The 14,494-nt window shown below is 66.1% G+C and carries 20 protein-coding genes and 1 other RNA gene; 8 read left to right on the top strand and 13 right to left on the bottom strand.

All coding sequences use genetic code 11. From position 1 onward, the window contains the following. Positions 1 to 20: 20 nt before the first annotated feature. Entirely contained in the window at positions 21 to 611 is a 591-nt protein-coding gene (tmk, locus tag LI337_RS05865) for a dTMP kinase (RefSeq protein WP_227228831.1), read from the bottom strand. A gap of 1,018 nt (positions 612 to 1,629) precedes the next feature. Between tmk and LI337_RS20070 the strand changes: the two genes are divergently transcribed. Next, positions 1,630 to 2,358, top strand: coding sequence for an NAD(+)/NADH kinase (locus tag LI337_RS20070; protein ID WP_227228832.1), 729 nt, complete (start codon positions 1,630 to 1,632; stop codon positions 2,356 to 2,358). A gap of 119 nt (positions 2,359 to 2,477) precedes the next feature. Here LI337_RS20070 and LI337_RS05875 read toward each other — a convergent pair whose 3' ends face one another. From LI337_RS05875 to LI337_RS05910, 8 genes are all read right to left on the bottom strand, one after another. Beyond that, positions 2,478 to 2,924, bottom strand: a complete 447-nt coding sequence (locus LI337_RS05875; RefSeq protein ID WP_227228834.1) for a DUF7313 family protein — start codon at positions 2,922 to 2,924, stop codon at positions 2,478 to 2,480. A 76-nt stretch (positions 2,925 to 3,000) separates the two neighbouring features. Next, positions 3,001 to 3,276: a DUF7314 family protein gene (locus tag LI337_RS05880; RefSeq protein ID WP_227228835.1), complete on the bottom strand. Its 276-nt coding sequence runs from the start codon at positions 3,274 to 3,276 to the stop codon at positions 3,001 to 3,003. Then, complete coding sequence (locus LI337_RS05885; protein WP_227228837.1) at positions 3,269 to 3,628, bottom strand: DUF7315 family membrane protein; 360 nt, start codon at positions 3,626 to 3,628, stop codon at positions 3,269 to 3,271. Before LI337_RS05885 ends, LI337_RS05880 begins: the two co-directional genes overlap by 8 nt. A 153-nt stretch (positions 3,629 to 3,781) precedes the next feature. Beyond that, positions 3,782 to 4,570 carry a cytochrome b family protein gene (locus LI337_RS05890; protein WP_227228838.1) on the bottom strand — a complete coding sequence of 263 codons (789 nt, stop codon included), beginning with the start codon at positions 4,568 to 4,570 and terminating at the stop codon, positions 3,782 to 3,784. Positions 4,571 to 4,581: 11 nt separating this feature from the next. Beyond that, positions 4,582 to 5,388: a cytochrome b gene (locus tag LI337_RS05895; RefSeq protein ID WP_227228839.1), complete on the bottom strand. Its 807-nt coding sequence runs from the start codon at positions 5,386 to 5,388 to the stop codon at positions 4,582 to 4,584. Between the two features lie 4 nt (positions 5,389 to 5,392). Beyond that, positions 5,393 to 5,779 carry a DUF7318 family protein gene (locus LI337_RS05900; RefSeq protein WP_227228841.1) on the bottom strand — a complete coding sequence of 129 codons (387 nt, stop codon included), beginning with the start codon at positions 5,777 to 5,779 and terminating at the stop codon, positions 5,393 to 5,395. Then, complete coding sequence (locus LI337_RS05905) at positions 5,779 to 6,411, bottom strand: plastocyanin/azurin family copper-binding protein (protein ID WP_227228842.1); 633 nt, start codon at positions 6,409 to 6,411, stop codon at positions 5,779 to 5,781. Before LI337_RS05905 ends, LI337_RS05900 begins: the two co-directional genes overlap by 1 nt. 129 nt (positions 6,412 to 6,540) lie before the next feature. Then, positions 6,541 to 7,461 (bottom strand): DUF7319 domain-containing protein, encoded by a 921-nt coding sequence (locus LI337_RS05910; protein WP_227228843.1) that lies wholly within the window; start codon positions 7,459 to 7,461, stop codon positions 6,541 to 6,543. Between the two features lie 169 nt (positions 7,462 to 7,630). On the opposite strand from LI337_RS05910, the gene LI337_RS05915 reads away from it, so the two are divergent. Beyond that, positions 7,631 to 8,122 (top strand): DUF7321 family protein, encoded by a 492-nt coding sequence (locus tag LI337_RS05915; RefSeq protein ID WP_227228844.1) that lies wholly within the window; start codon positions 7,631 to 7,633, stop codon positions 8,120 to 8,122. Positions 8,123 to 8,150: 28 nt separating this feature from the next. Here LI337_RS05915 and nth read toward each other — a convergent pair whose 3' ends face one another. After that, the gene (gene nth, locus LI337_RS05920; RefSeq protein WP_227228846.1) at positions 8,151 to 8,834 is read right to left on the bottom strand and encodes an endonuclease III; all 684 of its coding nucleotides are present in this window, start codon (positions 8,832 to 8,834) and stop codon (positions 8,151 to 8,153) included. A gap of 229 nt (positions 8,835 to 9,063) precedes the next feature. On the opposite strand from nth, the gene LI337_RS05925 reads away from it, so the two are divergent. After that, complete coding sequence (locus LI337_RS05925) at positions 9,064 to 10,038, top strand: aldo/keto reductase (RefSeq protein ID WP_227228847.1); 975 nt, start codon at positions 9,064 to 9,066, stop codon at positions 10,036 to 10,038. Between the two features lie 55 nt (positions 10,039 to 10,093). On the opposite strand, the gene ffs is transcribed toward LI337_RS05925, so the two are convergent. Together ffs and LI337_RS05935 are read right to left on the bottom strand one after the other, a co-directional pair. Continuing rightward, positions 10,094 to 10,403: signal recognition particle sRNA (gene ffs, locus LI337_RS05930), an RNA gene on the bottom strand. A 101-nt stretch (positions 10,404 to 10,504) separates the two neighbouring features. Then, on the bottom strand, positions 10,505 to 10,918 hold the full coding sequence (locus LI337_RS05935; protein WP_227228848.1) for a DUF7548 family protein: 414 nt from the start codon (positions 10,916 to 10,918) through the stop codon (positions 10,505 to 10,507). Positions 10,919 to 11,197: 279 nt separating this feature from the next. Between LI337_RS05935 and LI337_RS05940 the strand changes: the two genes are divergently transcribed. The 5 genes from LI337_RS05940 to LI337_RS05960 all read left to right on the top strand — a co-directional run bounded on the left by LI337_RS05940 (position 11,198) and on the right by LI337_RS05960 (position 13,379). After that, positions 11,198 to 11,446: a DUF7999 family protein gene (locus tag LI337_RS05940; protein WP_227228850.1), complete on the top strand. Its 249-nt coding sequence runs from the start codon at positions 11,198 to 11,200 to the stop codon at positions 11,444 to 11,446. A gap of 106 nt (positions 11,447 to 11,552) precedes the next feature. Further along, a complete protein-coding gene (locus tag LI337_RS05945) occupies positions 11,553 to 11,831 on the top strand; it encodes a ribonuclease P protein component 4 (protein WP_227228851.1) in 279 nt (92 codons plus the stop codon). 79 nt (positions 11,832 to 11,910) lie between these two features. Further along, positions 11,911 to 12,156, top strand: coding sequence for a YhbY family RNA-binding protein (locus LI337_RS05950; RefSeq protein ID WP_227228853.1), 246 nt, complete (start codon positions 11,911 to 11,913; stop codon positions 12,154 to 12,156). Continuing rightward, positions 12,156 to 13,076, top strand: a complete 921-nt coding sequence (locus tag LI337_RS05955; protein WP_227228855.1) for a mechanosensitive ion channel family protein — start codon at positions 12,156 to 12,158, stop codon at positions 13,074 to 13,076. Before LI337_RS05950 ends, LI337_RS05955 begins: the two co-directional genes overlap by 1 nt. Before the next feature lie 96 nt (positions 13,077 to 13,172). Then, positions 13,173 to 13,379, top strand: a complete 207-nt coding sequence (locus tag LI337_RS05960; RefSeq protein ID WP_227228856.1) for a hypothetical protein — start codon at positions 13,173 to 13,175, stop codon at positions 13,377 to 13,379. Between the two features lie 39 nt (positions 13,380 to 13,418). Here the strand turns inward: LI337_RS05960 and LI337_RS05965 are convergent, their stop codons facing one another. After that, positions 13,419 to 14,246: a bacteriorhodopsin gene (locus LI337_RS05965; RefSeq protein ID WP_227228858.1), complete on the bottom strand. Its 828-nt coding sequence runs from the start codon at positions 14,244 to 14,246 to the stop codon at positions 13,419 to 13,421. Positions 14,247 to 14,494 lie beyond the last annotated feature (248 nt).

The raw sequence follows: 14,494 nt of genomic DNA on the forward strand, positions 1-14,494 counted from the left end.
CGTTGGGCGGGCGTCGCAGATCAGTCGTCGGCCAGCAGTCGGTCGAACACGTCCTCCACGCTGTCTAACACCGCCTCGGGCGACTGCGTGGCGTCGACACGGACGAACCGGTTCGGGTCGGCGTCGATCAGTCGTTCGTAGTTCGCGCGGACCTCCGCGAGGTAGCCGGCCTGCTCGAACTTGTTGGTCGCGCCGCTTCGGGCGGCGGCGGTCTCGGGGTCCACGTCGAGGTAGATGGTCTTGTCCGGTGGGCGCGTGAACGCAGCGTGGATGCCCCGGATGTACTCCAGCGGGCGCTGAATCTCGGCGTCGGCGAGACTCGCGGCCTGGTAGGCGTACCGGGAGTCGGCGTACCGGTCCGAGACGACGAGGTTCCCCTCGGCGAGTGCGGGGCGGACGACACGCGAGAGGTGGTCGGCGTGGTCGGCGGTGAACAGAAAGAGTGTGGCCAGTGGGTCGGCGTCGTCGTCGTCGATGGCCCGGTTCACCGCGTCGCCGTACCACGAGTCGGTGGGTTCGTGGGTGAACACCGCCTCGGGGTAGCGGTCGGAGAGCGCCTCCCAGACGGTGGTCTTCCCGGAGCCGTCGAGTCCTTCGAGCGTGACGAGCATACCGGAGGGAGTCGTGGCGCGGGGTTAAACGTCGTGGATTCTGGACTGGGACGTGTGGGTGGGTGGTCGTACTGGGTGACGGTCTGTGTCGAGACCCCACGATACCGGCGATAACGACCTCGGCAGTGACCGCGACCGTGACCTCGACCGCGACAGCACAGCTACGATTGCTAGCACGGGGGACCACATCCGCACCGCAACCGCGACCACACCGCTACTCGTCGTAGCGCGAGGAACCGCACCCGCGACAGCACCGCACCTCGAACCTCCCCAGCCTCGCGGGGCGCTCCGCACCGCGCGTCCCGCTCCCTCGCGCGTTTCTCGCGCGCCGACCGCAACCACACCGCGACAACCGGACAGAGTTCCGAGCTACGTCACACTCACCAGTCGAGTGGGCTGGCGCGACACCTCGGCGGCGTGGGGCCGCCTCGGGCGAGCCTCGTGTCGCGCCGACGGTTGCAGGGAGGCCATCGCTGAAACCGACTGGTCCACCGGGTGTTGCGTGTGCCTTCACAGATTTCACCCGGTGGGACTGAAAAGAGCCGGTCTCTCGGTCCCGCCCCGACGCCGGTAGCCGGGCGGGACCGTCGGTCCCGCTGGAAACCGGCGCGCCGCGCCGGTGACAGAGCGAGACCGGAGGTCTCGCCAGCAGACGGGCGTGGCTCGCCCGTCAGCGCCGCAGGGGGGAGAGCGAGCGTGCTCGCTCGACCGACTGAGGGGCGTGGTTCGAGAGACGCCGTGGCGTCTCTCGTCATCACGAGAGAGCTTCGCTCTCTCGAACGACACCAAGTCGCGGCGGGTCGAGAGACCGGGGGCTTTCACCCCTCGTCGTCCGCGACTGATTCGACCGAGTTGTCTACGACTCACTCGGCAGAATTCGTGTCTCAGGGATGCTTTCACCCCTCGACGTTCACGACGTTTTCGACCGAATCCACACGAGCAGAGACCCCACGCTCACCACCCACGTCGAGACCGGCTTCCGTACCCTTTTGCCCATCCAGCGCGACCGGTCGCGTACGTGATCCGTGTCGTCCACGAGGGGCTGACGAGTCGGGCCGAAGCGGTCGCGTCACTGTGTCGCGAGCGAGACGCGGCGGTGACCGTCAGCGAGACCGCCGCCCTCGCCGCCGGCGAGTTCGACGCCGACGACCGCGTGGTCGCACTCGGCGAGCGCGCACTGCTCGCGGTCGGTCGTGTCGGCGTCGACGCCCCGGTCCTCCCGGTCGGCGGTGAGTCCCTCCCGAACAGCCCGACGCTCGACGACCTCGACACCGTCGTCGAGACCGTGCTCGCGGCCGACCCCGACGTGGTGGACCATCCGATCCTGTCGATCGGGGACGACTCCGGGACCGAGCGCGCACGGGCCGTCCTGGACGTGACGCTCGTCACCGACGAACCCGCGCGCATCTCCGAGTACGCCGTCCGGGCGGGCGACCGCGAGATCGACCGGTTCCGCGCCGACGGGGTGGTCGTCGCCACGCCACTCGGCAGCGGCGGCTACGCGAGTGCCGTCGGCGGCCCGCGACTCGGCCCCGGGACCGGGCTGGCGGTCGTGCCCGTCTCGCCGTTCGAGACACAGCGCGACTACTGGGTCGTCGCCGACCCGGTCGCTCTGTCCGTCGAGCGTGACGACAGCGCGGTCTCGCTCGTCGCCGACGACACCGTGGTCGGCGCTGTCGGTCCCGAGGAGCGACTGACGGTCCGGCCGACCGGGACGCTCGCCGTACTCCGACCGGACGAGTCGTAGCGCCGGCCCGACCAGTCCCGGCGGCGCGAGCGTTCACGACTCCTGCGCTGTCCCTCGACAGAACAGTCCTGCAGGTGTGACGACCGAGGAGTGAGAAGTGGCGACGGCGGCTGTCGTTCTCAGACGACCGCGTTCCAGAACGGCGCGACGAACTCGAACAGGCTCTGGAAGCCCGCGTACAGCAGCGCGATCACCGAGGCGGCGACGGCGGCCTTCGGCTGCTCGAAGTCGAGCCCGTTCCGTGCTTCGACCTTCCGGGACTCGAACTCGAAGACGTCCGTGAGGAACACGCCCAGCACGAGCACCGACATGACCATCCCGCCGTGCGGTTCGACGATCAGGAACGCGAACGACACGAGCACCAAGAGGACGTTCGTCGCGCTGTGCGGCGCGTACCGGGACAGTGCTTCGTCGTCGTCGCTCGCGGCGGCCTGCTTCCGGTACGTCCGGTGGGCGAGCGCCCGGGTCGCCATGTTGGCGAGCACCAGGACGAGGATCACTGCCGGCAGGTACGGCTCGACCGCCTCGATGGGTTCGAGGGGGACGAGGAACTGAAGCGGTTGCATACTCCCACATCCGAGGGAGACTCATTAGAGTTTTTCCAATCGCGGGCGAGAGACGGGCGGGGAGAAGCGGCGTGGATCAGTTGCTCTGGCGGCGCGAGTCGATCGCTCTGCGCAGTTGGCGTGCGCCGGGGATCAACACCCAGAACGTGAGCGCACCGAGCAGCGCGAAGTAGAGCATCCCGTCCATCAGCAGGACGCCGATCTGGTCGAACGTTCCGAGGTTCTCGGGGAGCGGGTCGATCAACTGGGTGGTGCTCTCGAAGGAGGCCGTCCGGTACCAGCCCGCGAGGATCATCCACGCCAGTCCTGCCCCGGTGAAGATAGCGAGTCCCTTGGCGAATTCGTCAGCCATTGTCTGAACCTTCGTCGGCGTCCTCTTGAGAGTTTCCCATTCCCTCGGCCTGGAACCGCGTTCCGAGGACGTAGACACCGGCCCCGCCCGCGATCACCAGCAGTGCCACGACCGCGAGGATGCCGCTCAGGATGCCGTCTGCGACGGCGAGACCGAGCGCCGACAGGAGCGATTCGAGCAGACTCCGCAGGAGACTCGTCTGGAGCGTCGCGGCGTCCAGCAGGAGGAACCCGCTCACGACCGCGACGACTGCGATCAACGTCGAGAAGACGATGATCGTCTTGTAGAGTCGCAACGGGACGACGACGTTTCGCCCGCCGGGGTCGGTCGACGACGCTGAGCCATCACTCATGGCAGAGAGAAGGGACCGGCGATACTTCGGTACTTCGGGACGTGCCCGTCGCTGTGGGGCGCGAGGACACGGAAGGCGGTGAACCGCAGAGAACGTCGGGGAACCGCCGTCAGTTCGGCGGCCGGAGTCTGTCGGACGACGCTCGGCAGGCCGTTACTTCGGCGGCCGGAGCCGGTAGTAGCGACGGTTGAGGTCGTACATGTAGCCCTCGCGCATCGTCTTCAGCACCGCGTAGGTGATGATCCCCGCGACGATGGGGAGGAGGAACGTCAGGTCGAACAGCAGCGTCGGGTCCATCGGCATCAGGTTCTTGACCGACAGCAGGCTGATGGTGAACGCGAAGACGACGCCCATCACGCCGACCGCAGACCAGAACGGCTGTTCGACCGGTCTGCGTGCAGACCCCTTGTTCAGGAACGGCACCATGGCGATGAAGCCGACGACGACCACGTTCGCCAGCACGCCGTACGTCCGGTCGGCCATCAGCTTCTGGCCGCCCAGAATCGCCAGTTCGGGGTTCAGGTCGTTGAGCTTCAGCAGGCCGAACGACCAGTAGAGATACCAGTCGGGCAGGATGATCGCCGGCGTCACGCTGGCATTCGCCGGGTCCGCGATGTGCGGCGGCATCGTCGCCGACAGGAACAGGATCATCCCGGTGAAGAAGGCCGTGATCGAGAGGTTCCGCACGATCTCGTGGGGCCACGTCGGGAAGCCGAGCACGTCGCGCTCGACGTAGTCCGACTCGGTCCGGAGGTCCTGGTCCTCGCGGCGTGCCCGCTCGAAGTACTCGTAGGTGAGCCGCGACAGGCCGGTCGTCCGCTCTTTGCGTTCGCGCCACGTCGGCGTCTCGTCGTCGGGGGCGACGATGCCCGTGCCGTCTGCACGGACCTCCTCGCCGCCGTCCGTCTTCGCCGTCTCGTTCGTATCGTCGGTGTTACTCATGTTGTGTCACCTCAGTGCGGTTCCGCGATGCCCTGCACCCAGACGATCCCGATGTGGATGGCGATCAGCGTCGTCACCACGAACGGGAGGAAGAACACGTGCAGGATGTACATTCGCTGGAGCGTCGCCTGACTCAGCGTGAAGCCGCCGAACAGTAGCTGGGCGACCCACTCGCCGATCAGGGGGATCGAGAGGCTCATCTCGACACCGATCTGGCCGGCCCAGAAGGCCAGCTGGTCCCACGGGAGCAGGTAGCCGGTGTACCCGAACACCATCGTCAGGCTGATGAGCACGATGCCGATCAGCCAGTTCAGCTCACGCGGTTCCTTGTACGCGCCCGTGAAGTAGACACGGAGCATGTGCAGGAACACTGCCGCGACCATCACCTGTGCGGACCACCGGTGGATGGAGCGGAGCATGTAGCCGAACTGGAGTTCCCGCATGATCAGTTCGATGGAGGCGTACGCGACCGAGGGGTCGCCGGTCGCCCCCTGTGCGGCTGCGGGGGAGTAGTAGAACCCCAGTAAGGCCCCGCTGATCGCGGCCACGATGTACGCGAGCGTCGAGAACGACCCCAGCGCGTACAGGGGGTACCAGTACCAGAACTTGTTGTCGAGGTTGTACTGCTCGGTGTGGCTCTTGGGCATCTGGAGGTTGACCCGGTAGTAGAGGGTCTCCAGAATCTCCAGATAGTCGACGATCCGGAGCCGTTTGTCGAGCCAGATCAGCGCCGTCAGGAACGTCGTCTCGACGGGAGACAGGTCCTTCGTCTCCATCCAGCCCTTGTGATCGTAGTCGTCTTTTTTCTCTAAACTCATTGTCTCACCGCTTGTAGTACGGGTAGATCGCCCGCTTCACTTGGTCCCACGCGCCGTCGGCGAACTCGGTCCCGTCTACGTCGTCCTCGCGGATGTAGAGGTCCTCCCACTTGCGACGCCGCTTCTTCACGATCATCACGTCGGGGAGGAACTCCTTCCGGTACAGCGCCAGCACGAAGGCGAGATCGATGAAGATCATCGCCAGCAGACCGCCGAGGAACATGTTCCCGAACTCCGAGAGTGCCCACCCGGAGACGAAGCCGTACGCGAACAGGAACACGAAGCCGATCTCCAGGATCGTCAGGAGGACGATCGCGATCGCCGCCGCCGTGCTCTCACGTGCCGGTTCGTACCGGTGGATGTCGCCGTAGGTGCTTCCGGTGCTGGACATCAGTCACGTCCCCCCGTGTTGCCGGTGTTCGGCGACTCGCCGTACTTGAGGACGTAGAAGGTGAACACGAGCGTCGCGATGATCCCGAGGATCGTCGCGGAGCCGACCCAGTGAGCCTGGATCGGGACGCCGAGGTCGTGGAGTTCCTTCTCGCCGCCACCGCCGCCACCGCCCCCGCTGCCGGGGTTCTCGGTGACGACGACCTCGGCGACCATCCCTGCCCCCTCGTGGGGGATGCAGAAGTACTCGTAGGTGCCGAGCGTCTCGAAGGTGTGGCTCACGGACTCGCCGCCCGCGACGTTCCCCTCGCCGTTGTTCCACCCGGTCCGGGCGGCCTCCTCGGAGTCGAACCCACCGGACGCGAAGTAGGTGGCTCCCTCCGGGATGCCATCGTCGTAGAACGTGACCGAGTGCCCGACGCTGCCGACGTTCGGCCACTCGATGGTGTCTCCGGGTGCGATCTCGATGCTCGCCGGATCGAACACGAGGCCGTCCGTCATCTCGACGGTGTGTGTCGTCCCGCCACCACTGCTCCCGCCTCCGCTCTCGTTTTGGGCGGACGCAGTGCTCGTGGCGGCTGCTACCGCGCCGGTCGCGCCACCGGCCGTTCGCAGAAAGTCCCGCCTGTTCATACACGAATGCCTCAGGATGGAACGCGCTTAAACCCACCGACTGCCGGAGCGCGGCGAGGCGACGAAGGCGGCCGATTCGACGCCCCACGGCGCCGAATCGCGGTTCGGCTCCTGCGGCCTGCTACCGGCTCACTCGCCGTCGAGTTCCGGGGCGCGTTCGGCGTCGGTCAGCCGTCGGAGTTCACCGGTCTCCGGATCGGCACCGACCGGGACGAACTCCGGGATCTCGCCGCTCTCCAGGCCGACTGCACGCAGGCGGTTCCGGTACTCCTCGGCGCGGAACCGGTCCGAGAGGCGGGCGTTGGCGACGACGCTGAACAGGAAGATCCCGGTCAGGATGAACAACACCGCCATGATCGGCGCGACGAGGTTGATCGCGCCGTTCGCGTCCGGGATGCGGTCGGTGAAGAAGAAGATGGCCAGCATCCCGAGTCCGGCGAGAATCTGTGCGCCGGCGACGACCTGCAACATGTTGTTGCCGAGTTGGCCGGAGCCCTCCGGCACGTCATTCGGGTCGGGCAACGCGAAGTTCTCCGGCGGTTCGGGCACGTCGTAGTCTTCCATCGAGCAGAGCGCGACCGTCGGCTTCACGTCCCGGAGGACGGTGCCCCGCCCCTCGATACTCCCGTCGGGGTGGACGATGGCGTACCCCTCGTCGGAGTACGCGAGCAGTCGTGGTTCGCCGTCCTCGACGAACCGCTCCAGAACCGCGAACACCTCCCTGCCGGCGACCCGGTTCCGGAGGTCCTGTTCGACGCGGTCCAGCAGTTCGGTGCCGGTGATCCACGTGTCGGCGTCGAACACCGCGTCCCACTCGTCGGGGGACATCTGTGCCATGTCCGCCGGGCCGAAGTTGTCGAAGTCGTACTTGTCCTCGACCTCCTGCCGGAGCGCGTCGAGGTCCGGATCGCTCGACTCCGGTGCCGTCTCGGTCGGGGGCTGGTCACCTGCGTCCGACACACTCGACGGTGTCGAGTCGGCTCGCTCGGCGTCGGTGTCGTCGGCCGTCTCGTCGGCGTCGGACCCACCGGTCGAGGGTGCGTCTGCCATCGGTCGAAGTAGGGAACACAGCGGTAAACGCTTTCCGACACGCCCGACCGTGGTCGTCACAGGGCGGTGGCGGAGAGTCCGGTCGGCTACCGAGTGACCCGCGATACTGCGGTCCGGCGACCGGGAGCGAGTCGGTCCATTTACGCCACCCCGAACCTAATCCCGGACGATGGGAGCCGTCGCCGACAGTACGATAGCCGCCGTCGCGTTTCTGCTCGTCACCGCGAGTTTCCCCTTCTACCTCTACGGGGCGTGGATCATGATCGACGCCGAGACGGTGACGTGGGACACCCTGACGTACCACCTGAAGTTCATCGTCCCCGGTCTGCTGTTGAACACGGTGCCGGTCGTCTTCTGGATGGCTCCGCGCCTGCCGGACCAACTGAACGGTATCTCGGCACTCCACGCGTTTCTCGGGTTGCAGGCGTACGCGCTGTTGGTGTTCGCACTGACGGGGATCGTCCGCATCTTCCAGGCGAAGCGGGCCGCGAACCTCTACGACGACCCCGGACAGGAGGTCGACCTGGACGACCTCCACGAGAACATGGGCGCGTGGCGCGGTCGCCTCCGACTGGGCGTGTTCGGCTACGTGTTCTTCTGGATTCTGGCCTACGTCGTCGGCATCTTCAAGTTCGTCTCGCGGTACGGCCTGCCGTTCTGAGGCGAAGTTCGGGTTCGATTTCCGCGAGTCACCACGCCTCGCCGCTGGCGAGGTCGACGTCGTGATCGACTTGCGAGGAGGGACAGATGGCTTCGAGTCGGCAGTCGGCACAGTCGGGGTTCTGCGCGGTGCAGACCGCCCGCCCGTGGCTGATGAGCAGGTGGGTGAACTCCTGCCAGTCGTCCTCGGGGACGACGCCCATCAGGTCGGCTTCGATCTTCTCCGGGGTCTGCTCCTCGGTGAGGCCGAGTCGCCGGGAGAGCCGCTGGACGTGGGTGTCGACGACGATGCCCTCCACGATGTCGTGGCCGTGCTGGAGAACGACGTTCGCGGTCTTGCGCCCGACGCCGGTCAGGGCGGTCAACTCGTCCATCGTGTCCGGCACCTCGCCGTCGTGTTCCTCCACGATCGTCTGGCAGGCGCTCACGATCCACTTCGACTTGTTGTTGTAGTAGGTGATCGAGTTGATGTCCTCGGCGAGTTCCGCCTGGTCGACTGTGGCGTAGTCCTCGGCGGTGTGGTACTTCTCGAACAGGTCGGCGGTGACTTTGTTCACGCGCTCGTCGGTACACTGCGCCGAGAGCATCACGGCGATCAGGAGTTCGAGTCGGGTCGAGAAGTGCAGCGAGATGGTCGTGTCGGGGTACTCCTCGTACAACTGGTCGAGGACGTCGAGCATCTGGTCGTCCCGCGACTCGTGTGGCGTTCCCATACTCGTCGTGGTCGTGGGGGAGCGGTTTGAACGGTTCGGAGTCGGAACTGTGCGGTGCTGTGGCCGCTGGCTAATCGGGCGTCGGTACGAACTCGGGCGCATCGAGCGTCGGTGCGAACTCGGGCGGGTCGGTCGTGGCCGGCGAGACGAACCTCTCCGACTTCTCGACCGGTCGGGACTCACTCGCCGGTGGGCGTGAACTTTTGCCCCTGCCCGGAGAGGTGCCGGTATGGAGTACACGACTCTCGGCGACACCGGGATGGAGGTCTCACGCGTCTGTCTCGGCTGCATGTCCTTCGGCACGAGCGACTGGCGCGACTGGGTCTTGGACGAGACGGAGGGCATCGAACTCGTCGACCGCGCACTCGAGTTGGGGATCAACTTCTTCGACACCGCGAACATGTACTCGGCCGGCGAGTCCGAACGCGTCCTCGGGAAGGCACTCGACGGACGTCGGGACGAGGCGGTCGTGGCGACGAAGGGCTACTTCCAGATGGACGAGTCGAACCCCAACTCCGGTGGTCTCTCGCGGAAGGCCATCGAACAGGAACTCGACGACTCACTCGACCGTCTGGGGATGGACACCATCGACCTCTACCAGACCCACCGCTGGGATTACGACACGCCCATCGAGACGACGATGCGCGCGCTGGACGACGCAGTCCGGCGCGGGAAGGTGCGCTACCTCGGTGCGTCCTCGATGTGGGCCCACCAGTTCGCCGAGGCGCTCCACACCAGCGACCGCCTCGGACTGGACCGGTTCGCCACGATGCAGAACCACTACAACCTGCTGTACCGCGAGGAGGAACGCGAGATGCTCCCCCTCTGTGAGAAGGAGGGTGTCGGCGTCATCCCGTGGTCGCCACTCGCTCGTGGCTACCTGGCCCGCCCGCACGCGGACGCCGAGACGACCACTCGCGGCGAGACGGACGACCACGCCAGACAGCACCCCTACTTCGAGGGTGGCGGCCGGGAGGTCAACGAACGCGTCGAAGAACTGGCCGACGAGAAGGGCGTGAAGATGGCTCAGATCGGCCTGGCGTGGCTCCTCCACCAGGAGGGGGTCGACTCACCCATCGTCGGCACCACCAGTGTCGAACACCTCGAAGACGCCGCCGAGGCGGTCGACCTCGACCTCTCGGACAGCGAACTCGCGTACCTCGAAGAACCCGCCGAACCGGTGCGCGTCTCGGGCCACGAGTAAGGCACAGTCCTGCGTTCACGGGAGCGTCGTCACTCGGGTACTGAAAACCGGATGAATGTGGACAGCGGGATTGCCCGGCGTTCCGACCCGGGGAATCTCGGTTGCCTCCTCCACCCCGCGACCCTACGAGCGACGCACGTCCGACGGTGGGATGCTCGCTTCCGCGCCTGACCCGATACCGCCGACGAACCACGGCGTGTCGCCCCTGCGGACGGACGCCCTGGACCGCTGTCCCCGCAGGACGAGGTTTCGACGTTGGCTCCCGAGGCCCGAACCGGTCTGACCGGACGCCTCCGGGTTCGGTCCCCGCTCAAGACCGTATCGCGGGTGAAGAGCAGGGCCTAACTGCCCGACCTAGTCCGGTCTCACAGTACGCCGTTGCTTCTTAAGGGCCTTTCGACTCGTCGGCGAAAAGCGACCGACGGCGACTCACCGACGACACCGGCAGACGACCGACCACGGCGACTCACAGCACCTGCCGGGCGTATCCCGCCGCGCTGACCGGGATGACCGCCGCGACGGCCAACAGGAGCCAGCGGTGCCACTCGATCCACGAGGCGCTCGCCGGGAAACTGAACAGGTAGTTGTCCGGCATCGTCACCGCCCACAGTGTCGCCAGTGCCGTCACCGCCAGCCCCATCACGAGTGTCAACCCGGCGATCACGTCGGCGTCGGTCCGGCCCTGCGCGCCCGAGAGAAACGCGATGACGGCGACCGCAGCGAGAAACGGGATCGCACTCGCACCGACCGGGCCGGCGCTGTAGTACGTCCCGACGTCGCCGCCCGCGTTCGGGATCAGCAGATACGGGGCGAGGTAGACCGCGATCAGCGCCACCGAGGCCACGATGCCGACACGCGGAGCGACCTGCGTTTCGTCCATACGTCAGCCTGCGGCCCGACTGCTGTTAAACGATGTGAGTTCGGGCGTGGCCTCCGGCCCCGACTCCGGGGCCACTCGACCCCTCGCGGCCACGAACAACTCGTGTTCCGTTTCTCGCTGTGGTCACGGTAACGACCCACACGACCAGATGACCGGACGTAACGGTGTTCGGTGAACTATTGTGAACTACCGAGAGCTATCCGAAAGATCGTTAGCTATCTATCACAGATTCTGCCACAGTTACCAAGGTTTATGTAGAATTGGTTCAGTGGGTTGTGTATGTCTGGAACGACGGCGGTTCATCGGGGACAGACGCACAGAGTAACCAAGGGTATGAACGACTACGGTGCGATGACGTTGACGACGCGGGAGACCCACGAGACGAAGCAGGTCGTCGGTTACTCGTCGCCCCACATCAAGACGCGGCTCGAAGCACTCGAGGAGGGTGAGACGGTTCGACTGAACCTCCGCCGTGCCGGTTCCCGGGGCAACGTCTGGGAAGTGGCCGAACTGCTCCCCGGTCGGTAATCGTCGACGCTCGCGACGGCTTCTCTCTCTCTCTCTTTCGGTCTTCGTCTCTTCGCCCGCTTCTCACTTCGGAACGCCTAACACCGACAGCCGACTCCCTGTCGCTATGGGAGTTCCGGCCGAACGACTCGACCGACTACACGCCCTCGCGCGAGCAGCGGCCCGCGACGGCGACCCCGAGCGCGCCCGGTACTACGTCCGTCTCGCCCGTCGGGTGGGCGAGCGGAACCGCGTGCGACTCCCGCGAACGTTCCGTCGGTTCACCTGTGACGCGTGTGACGCCTACCTCCTCCCCGGTCGGAACGCGCGGGTGCGACTCCAGTCGGGTCACGTCGTCGTCACCTGCGACTGCGGCGTGCAGGCGCGGTACCCGTACCGCGACTGACCCGCTGGCGGCCGCCAGCGAGAGGTTCGGCCGAACCCGAAAGGTAAAACCAGTTGCTCCGGTAATGAGGATAGACCCCATGAGCACTCAGGAGTTGCGGAAGGAGGCACACGATCTGGACGTGACGGTGTGGGTCGGCAAGAGCGGCGTCGGGGCGGTCACCGACGAACTCGCCGACCAACTGGACGACCGAAAACTGGTGAAGGTCAAGTTCCACCGCTCTGCACAGGGCGGGACGACGGTCGAGGAACTCGCCGACGAACTCGCCGACGCGGTCGGCGCCGAACTGGTGGAGACGCGCGGGAACACGGCGGTGTTCCACTGATGCTGCCCGGCATTCTGCTGCAGGTCGCGCCGGACGGCCCGATCGCACAGTTCCTGGTCGACACGTTCGGCCTGGCCGCGCCGACGGCGAACACGCTCGGCAGTGCGATCACCTTCGTCCTCGCGGCGGTGATCCTCTACGTCGTCGGTCGTGCGGTCGTGTTGCCCCTCGCCGACCGCGTGTTCAAGTCCCGCGGCCTGGAGGAACACGCCCGGAAACCGCTCCGGAAACTGACGCTCGTCGTCGTCGTCTTCGCCGCCATCGGCATCGCCTTCGCGGCGGCTGGCTACGGCAGCATCCTGACGGCGCTGGCGACCGTCGCCGCCGCGGCGACCCTCGCCATCGGCTTCGCCATGCAGGACGTCATCGCCAACTTCGTCGCCGGCATCTTCATCTTCACCGACAAGCCGTTCCGTATCGGCGACTGGATCGAGTGGGACGGCAACTCCGGCATCGTCGAGGACATCAGCTTCCGCGTCTCGCGCGTCCGGACCTTCGACAACGAACTGCTGACGGTGCCGAACTCGGCGCTCACGGACGGCGTCGTCAAGAACCCGGTCGCCAAGGACACCCTCCGACTGAAGGTGCCCTTCGGCATCGGCTACGACGACGACATCGGCAAGGCGACCGAGATCATCCAGGAGGAGGCCGAGAACCACCCCGAGATCCTCTCGGACCCGGCCCCCTCGGTTCGACTGACGAACCTCGGTGACTCCTCGGTCGAACTCACCTCCCGCGTCTGGATCGCCAACCCCTCGCGGGCGGACTTTGTGAAGACTCGCGGCGAGTACACGACGACCGTCAAAGAGCGGTTCGACGCCGAGGGCATCGACATCCCGTACCCGAACCGCACGCTCTCGGGATCGCTGTCGGTCGCCGACGCGCCGTCGCTTGCCGACGCCGTCGACGCGGACGACTGACCGCACTCGTCGGTCACGAGCGCGGAGTGCGGATTCTTTCGACGCCGACCGACCCAGTGCCGACAGCGACAAGCCGCTGGCTGTCGGAGAGGTGGTATGACCACGACAGGGATCCGGTACATGGCGGCGTTCGGCTTCGGTTTCCTCGCCGCGACACTCGTCTTGCGGTATCTCTTCGACTACACGGCGGCACAGGCGATCGGCACGGGCGTCTTCGCGGGCCTCATGTCCATGGGATCGACGTACATCAGTCTCAGACGACAACGGCGGAAAGAAGACGGCGACGCGGAAGCCGAGGCGTGACGCCTCGACCGTGAAGAACGCGTCGTCGGAGTCGGGTGTTCAGTCGTCGGCCGGCGTCGCGCCCGAGAGCGACGAACCGGTCTCGGAGACCACGCCTTCGTTGTCGGCGACCCAGTTCAGGAGCAGGAACGCGAAGACGTACTTGGCCACGATGTCCAGCGCGGAGTAGCCCCACGAGGTCAGACCGACGCCCAGCACGGCGATGCCCTCGGCACCGAGCGCCCACAGGATGGGGTAGCCGAGCCACAGCACGACCGTCAGGGTGCGGAGCGTCCCGAAGATGTCGGCGGTCCCGGCGGCTTGCGCCTCGGCCGGCCACTCGGCCAGCAGGACGTACAGCACGACCACGAAGAACGCACAACTGACGCCGAAGAACGCCCAGCGGAGCAGGACCGAGGAGGTGACCAGCGCGGCCGCGAGGCCGGTCACGCACATCGCCACGTCCATCGTGACGACCGTGAACAGCTTCGTGCGGTCGGTGCCGGCCAAGAGACCGAGTGCGATCAGGATCATCGGCGTCGAGAGCGTCCACGTGAGGTAGCGACCCCACGGTGACAGTACTTCCTGCCCGGCGAGTGCGTGGCCGGCAGGCATCGTCTGGAGGCTCACGGTCAGCCCGGAGATCAAGGCGAGATAGCTGGAGATGGAGACGAGTGGGACGAGCAGTGCGGCGACCCAGATCAGCTTGGCGCGCTCGGTCTGGAGCTTCCGGCCCATCTGGACGAACAGGAGGATGGACGCCCCCGCGAGGGCGACGTTGACCCACAGCGAGGAACTGAGGAGGAAGTTGTTGGCGATCTGCTCGGCGACCTCCGGTTGGGTCGCTTGGAGTATCGGTGCGAACGGTGTGGCGGGTTCTGCTGTCATGTGTTGTGAGTGTCGAGTGTGTGTCGAATCGGTTTCACGTCGAACAGTCAGTACTGGTTCCGAATCGTAATAAGGCTACGTAAAATGTGAACTCTTTTCACCGGTGTTTCGATTCGGTTTCTGGTTTTACACGGATCGTCACGAAATCGTGGCAGTACCGAATCGAGGTGGTGTGAGTCAGGCGGGTGGGTCGCTCGGGGTCGTGAGCCGAGTCACGTCGTCCAGTACGTCGAAGTCGTCGTGGGAGG

It is taken from the genome of Salinirubrum litoreum (assembly GCF_020567425.1).
GTDB lineage: Archaea > Halobacteriota > Halobacteria > Halobacteriales > Haloferacaceae > Salinirubrum > Salinirubrum litoreum.

Coding starts and splice junctions, on each gene's coding strand:
- tmk (WP_227228831.1), bottom strand. CDS start 611: ATGCTCGTCACGCTCGAAGGACTCGACGGCTCCGGGAAGACCACCGTC.
- LI337_RS05875 (WP_227228834.1), bottom strand. CDS start 2,924: ATGCAACCGCTTCAGTTCCTCGTCCCCCTCGAACCCATCGAGGCGGTC.
- LI337_RS05880 (WP_227228835.1), bottom strand. CDS start 3,276: ATGGCTGACGAATTCGCCAAGGGACTCGCTATCTTCACCGGGGCAGGA.
- LI337_RS05885 (WP_227228837.1), bottom strand. CDS start 3,628: ATGAGTGATGGCTCAGCGTCGTCGACCGACCCCGGCGGGCGAAACGTC.
- LI337_RS05890 (WP_227228838.1), bottom strand. CDS start 4,570: ATGAGTAACACCGACGATACGAACGAGACGGCGAAGACGGACGGCGGC.
- LI337_RS05895 (WP_227228839.1), bottom strand. CDS start 5,388: ATGAGTTTAGAGAAAAAAGACGACTACGATCACAAGGGCTGGATGGAG.
- LI337_RS05900 (WP_227228841.1), bottom strand. CDS start 5,779: ATGTCCAGCACCGGAAGCACCTACGGCGACATCCACCGGTACGAACCG.
- LI337_RS05905 (WP_227228842.1), bottom strand. CDS start 6,411: ATGAACAGGCGGGACTTTCTGCGAACGGCCGGTGGCGCGACCGGCGCG.
- LI337_RS05910 (WP_227228843.1), bottom strand. CDS start 7,461: ATGGCAGACGCACCCTCGACCGGTGGGTCCGACGCCGACGAGACGGCC.
- LI337_RS05915 (WP_227228844.1), top strand. CDS start 7,631: ATGGGAGCCGTCGCCGACAGTACGATAGCCGCCGTCGCGTTTCTGCTC.
- nth (WP_227228846.1), bottom strand. CDS start 8,834: ATGGGAACGCCACACGAGTCGCGGGACGACCAGATGCTCGACGTCCTC.
- LI337_RS05925 (WP_227228847.1), top strand. CDS start 9,064: ATGGAGTACACGACTCTCGGCGACACCGGGATGGAGGTCTCACGCGTC.
- LI337_RS05935 (WP_227228848.1), bottom strand. CDS start 10,918: ATGGACGAAACGCAGGTCGCTCCGCGTGTCGGCATCGTGGCCTCGGTG.
- LI337_RS05940 (WP_227228850.1), top strand. CDS start 11,198: ATGTCTGGAACGACGGCGGTTCATCGGGGACAGACGCACAGAGTAACC.
- LI337_RS05945 (WP_227228851.1), top strand. CDS start 11,553: ATGGGAGTTCCGGCCGAACGACTCGACCGACTACACGCCCTCGCGCGA.
- LI337_RS05950 (WP_227228853.1), top strand. CDS start 11,911: ATGAGCACTCAGGAGTTGCGGAAGGAGGCACACGATCTGGACGTGACG.
- LI337_RS05955 (WP_227228855.1), top strand. CDS start 12,156: ATGCTGCCCGGCATTCTGCTGCAGGTCGCGCCGGACGGCCCGATCGCA.
- LI337_RS05960 (WP_227228856.1), top strand. CDS start 13,173: ATGACCACGACAGGGATCCGGTACATGGCGGCGTTCGGCTTCGGTTTC.
- LI337_RS05965 (WP_227228858.1), bottom strand. CDS start 14,246: ATGACAGCAGAACCCGCCACACCGTTCGCACCGATACTCCAAGCGACC.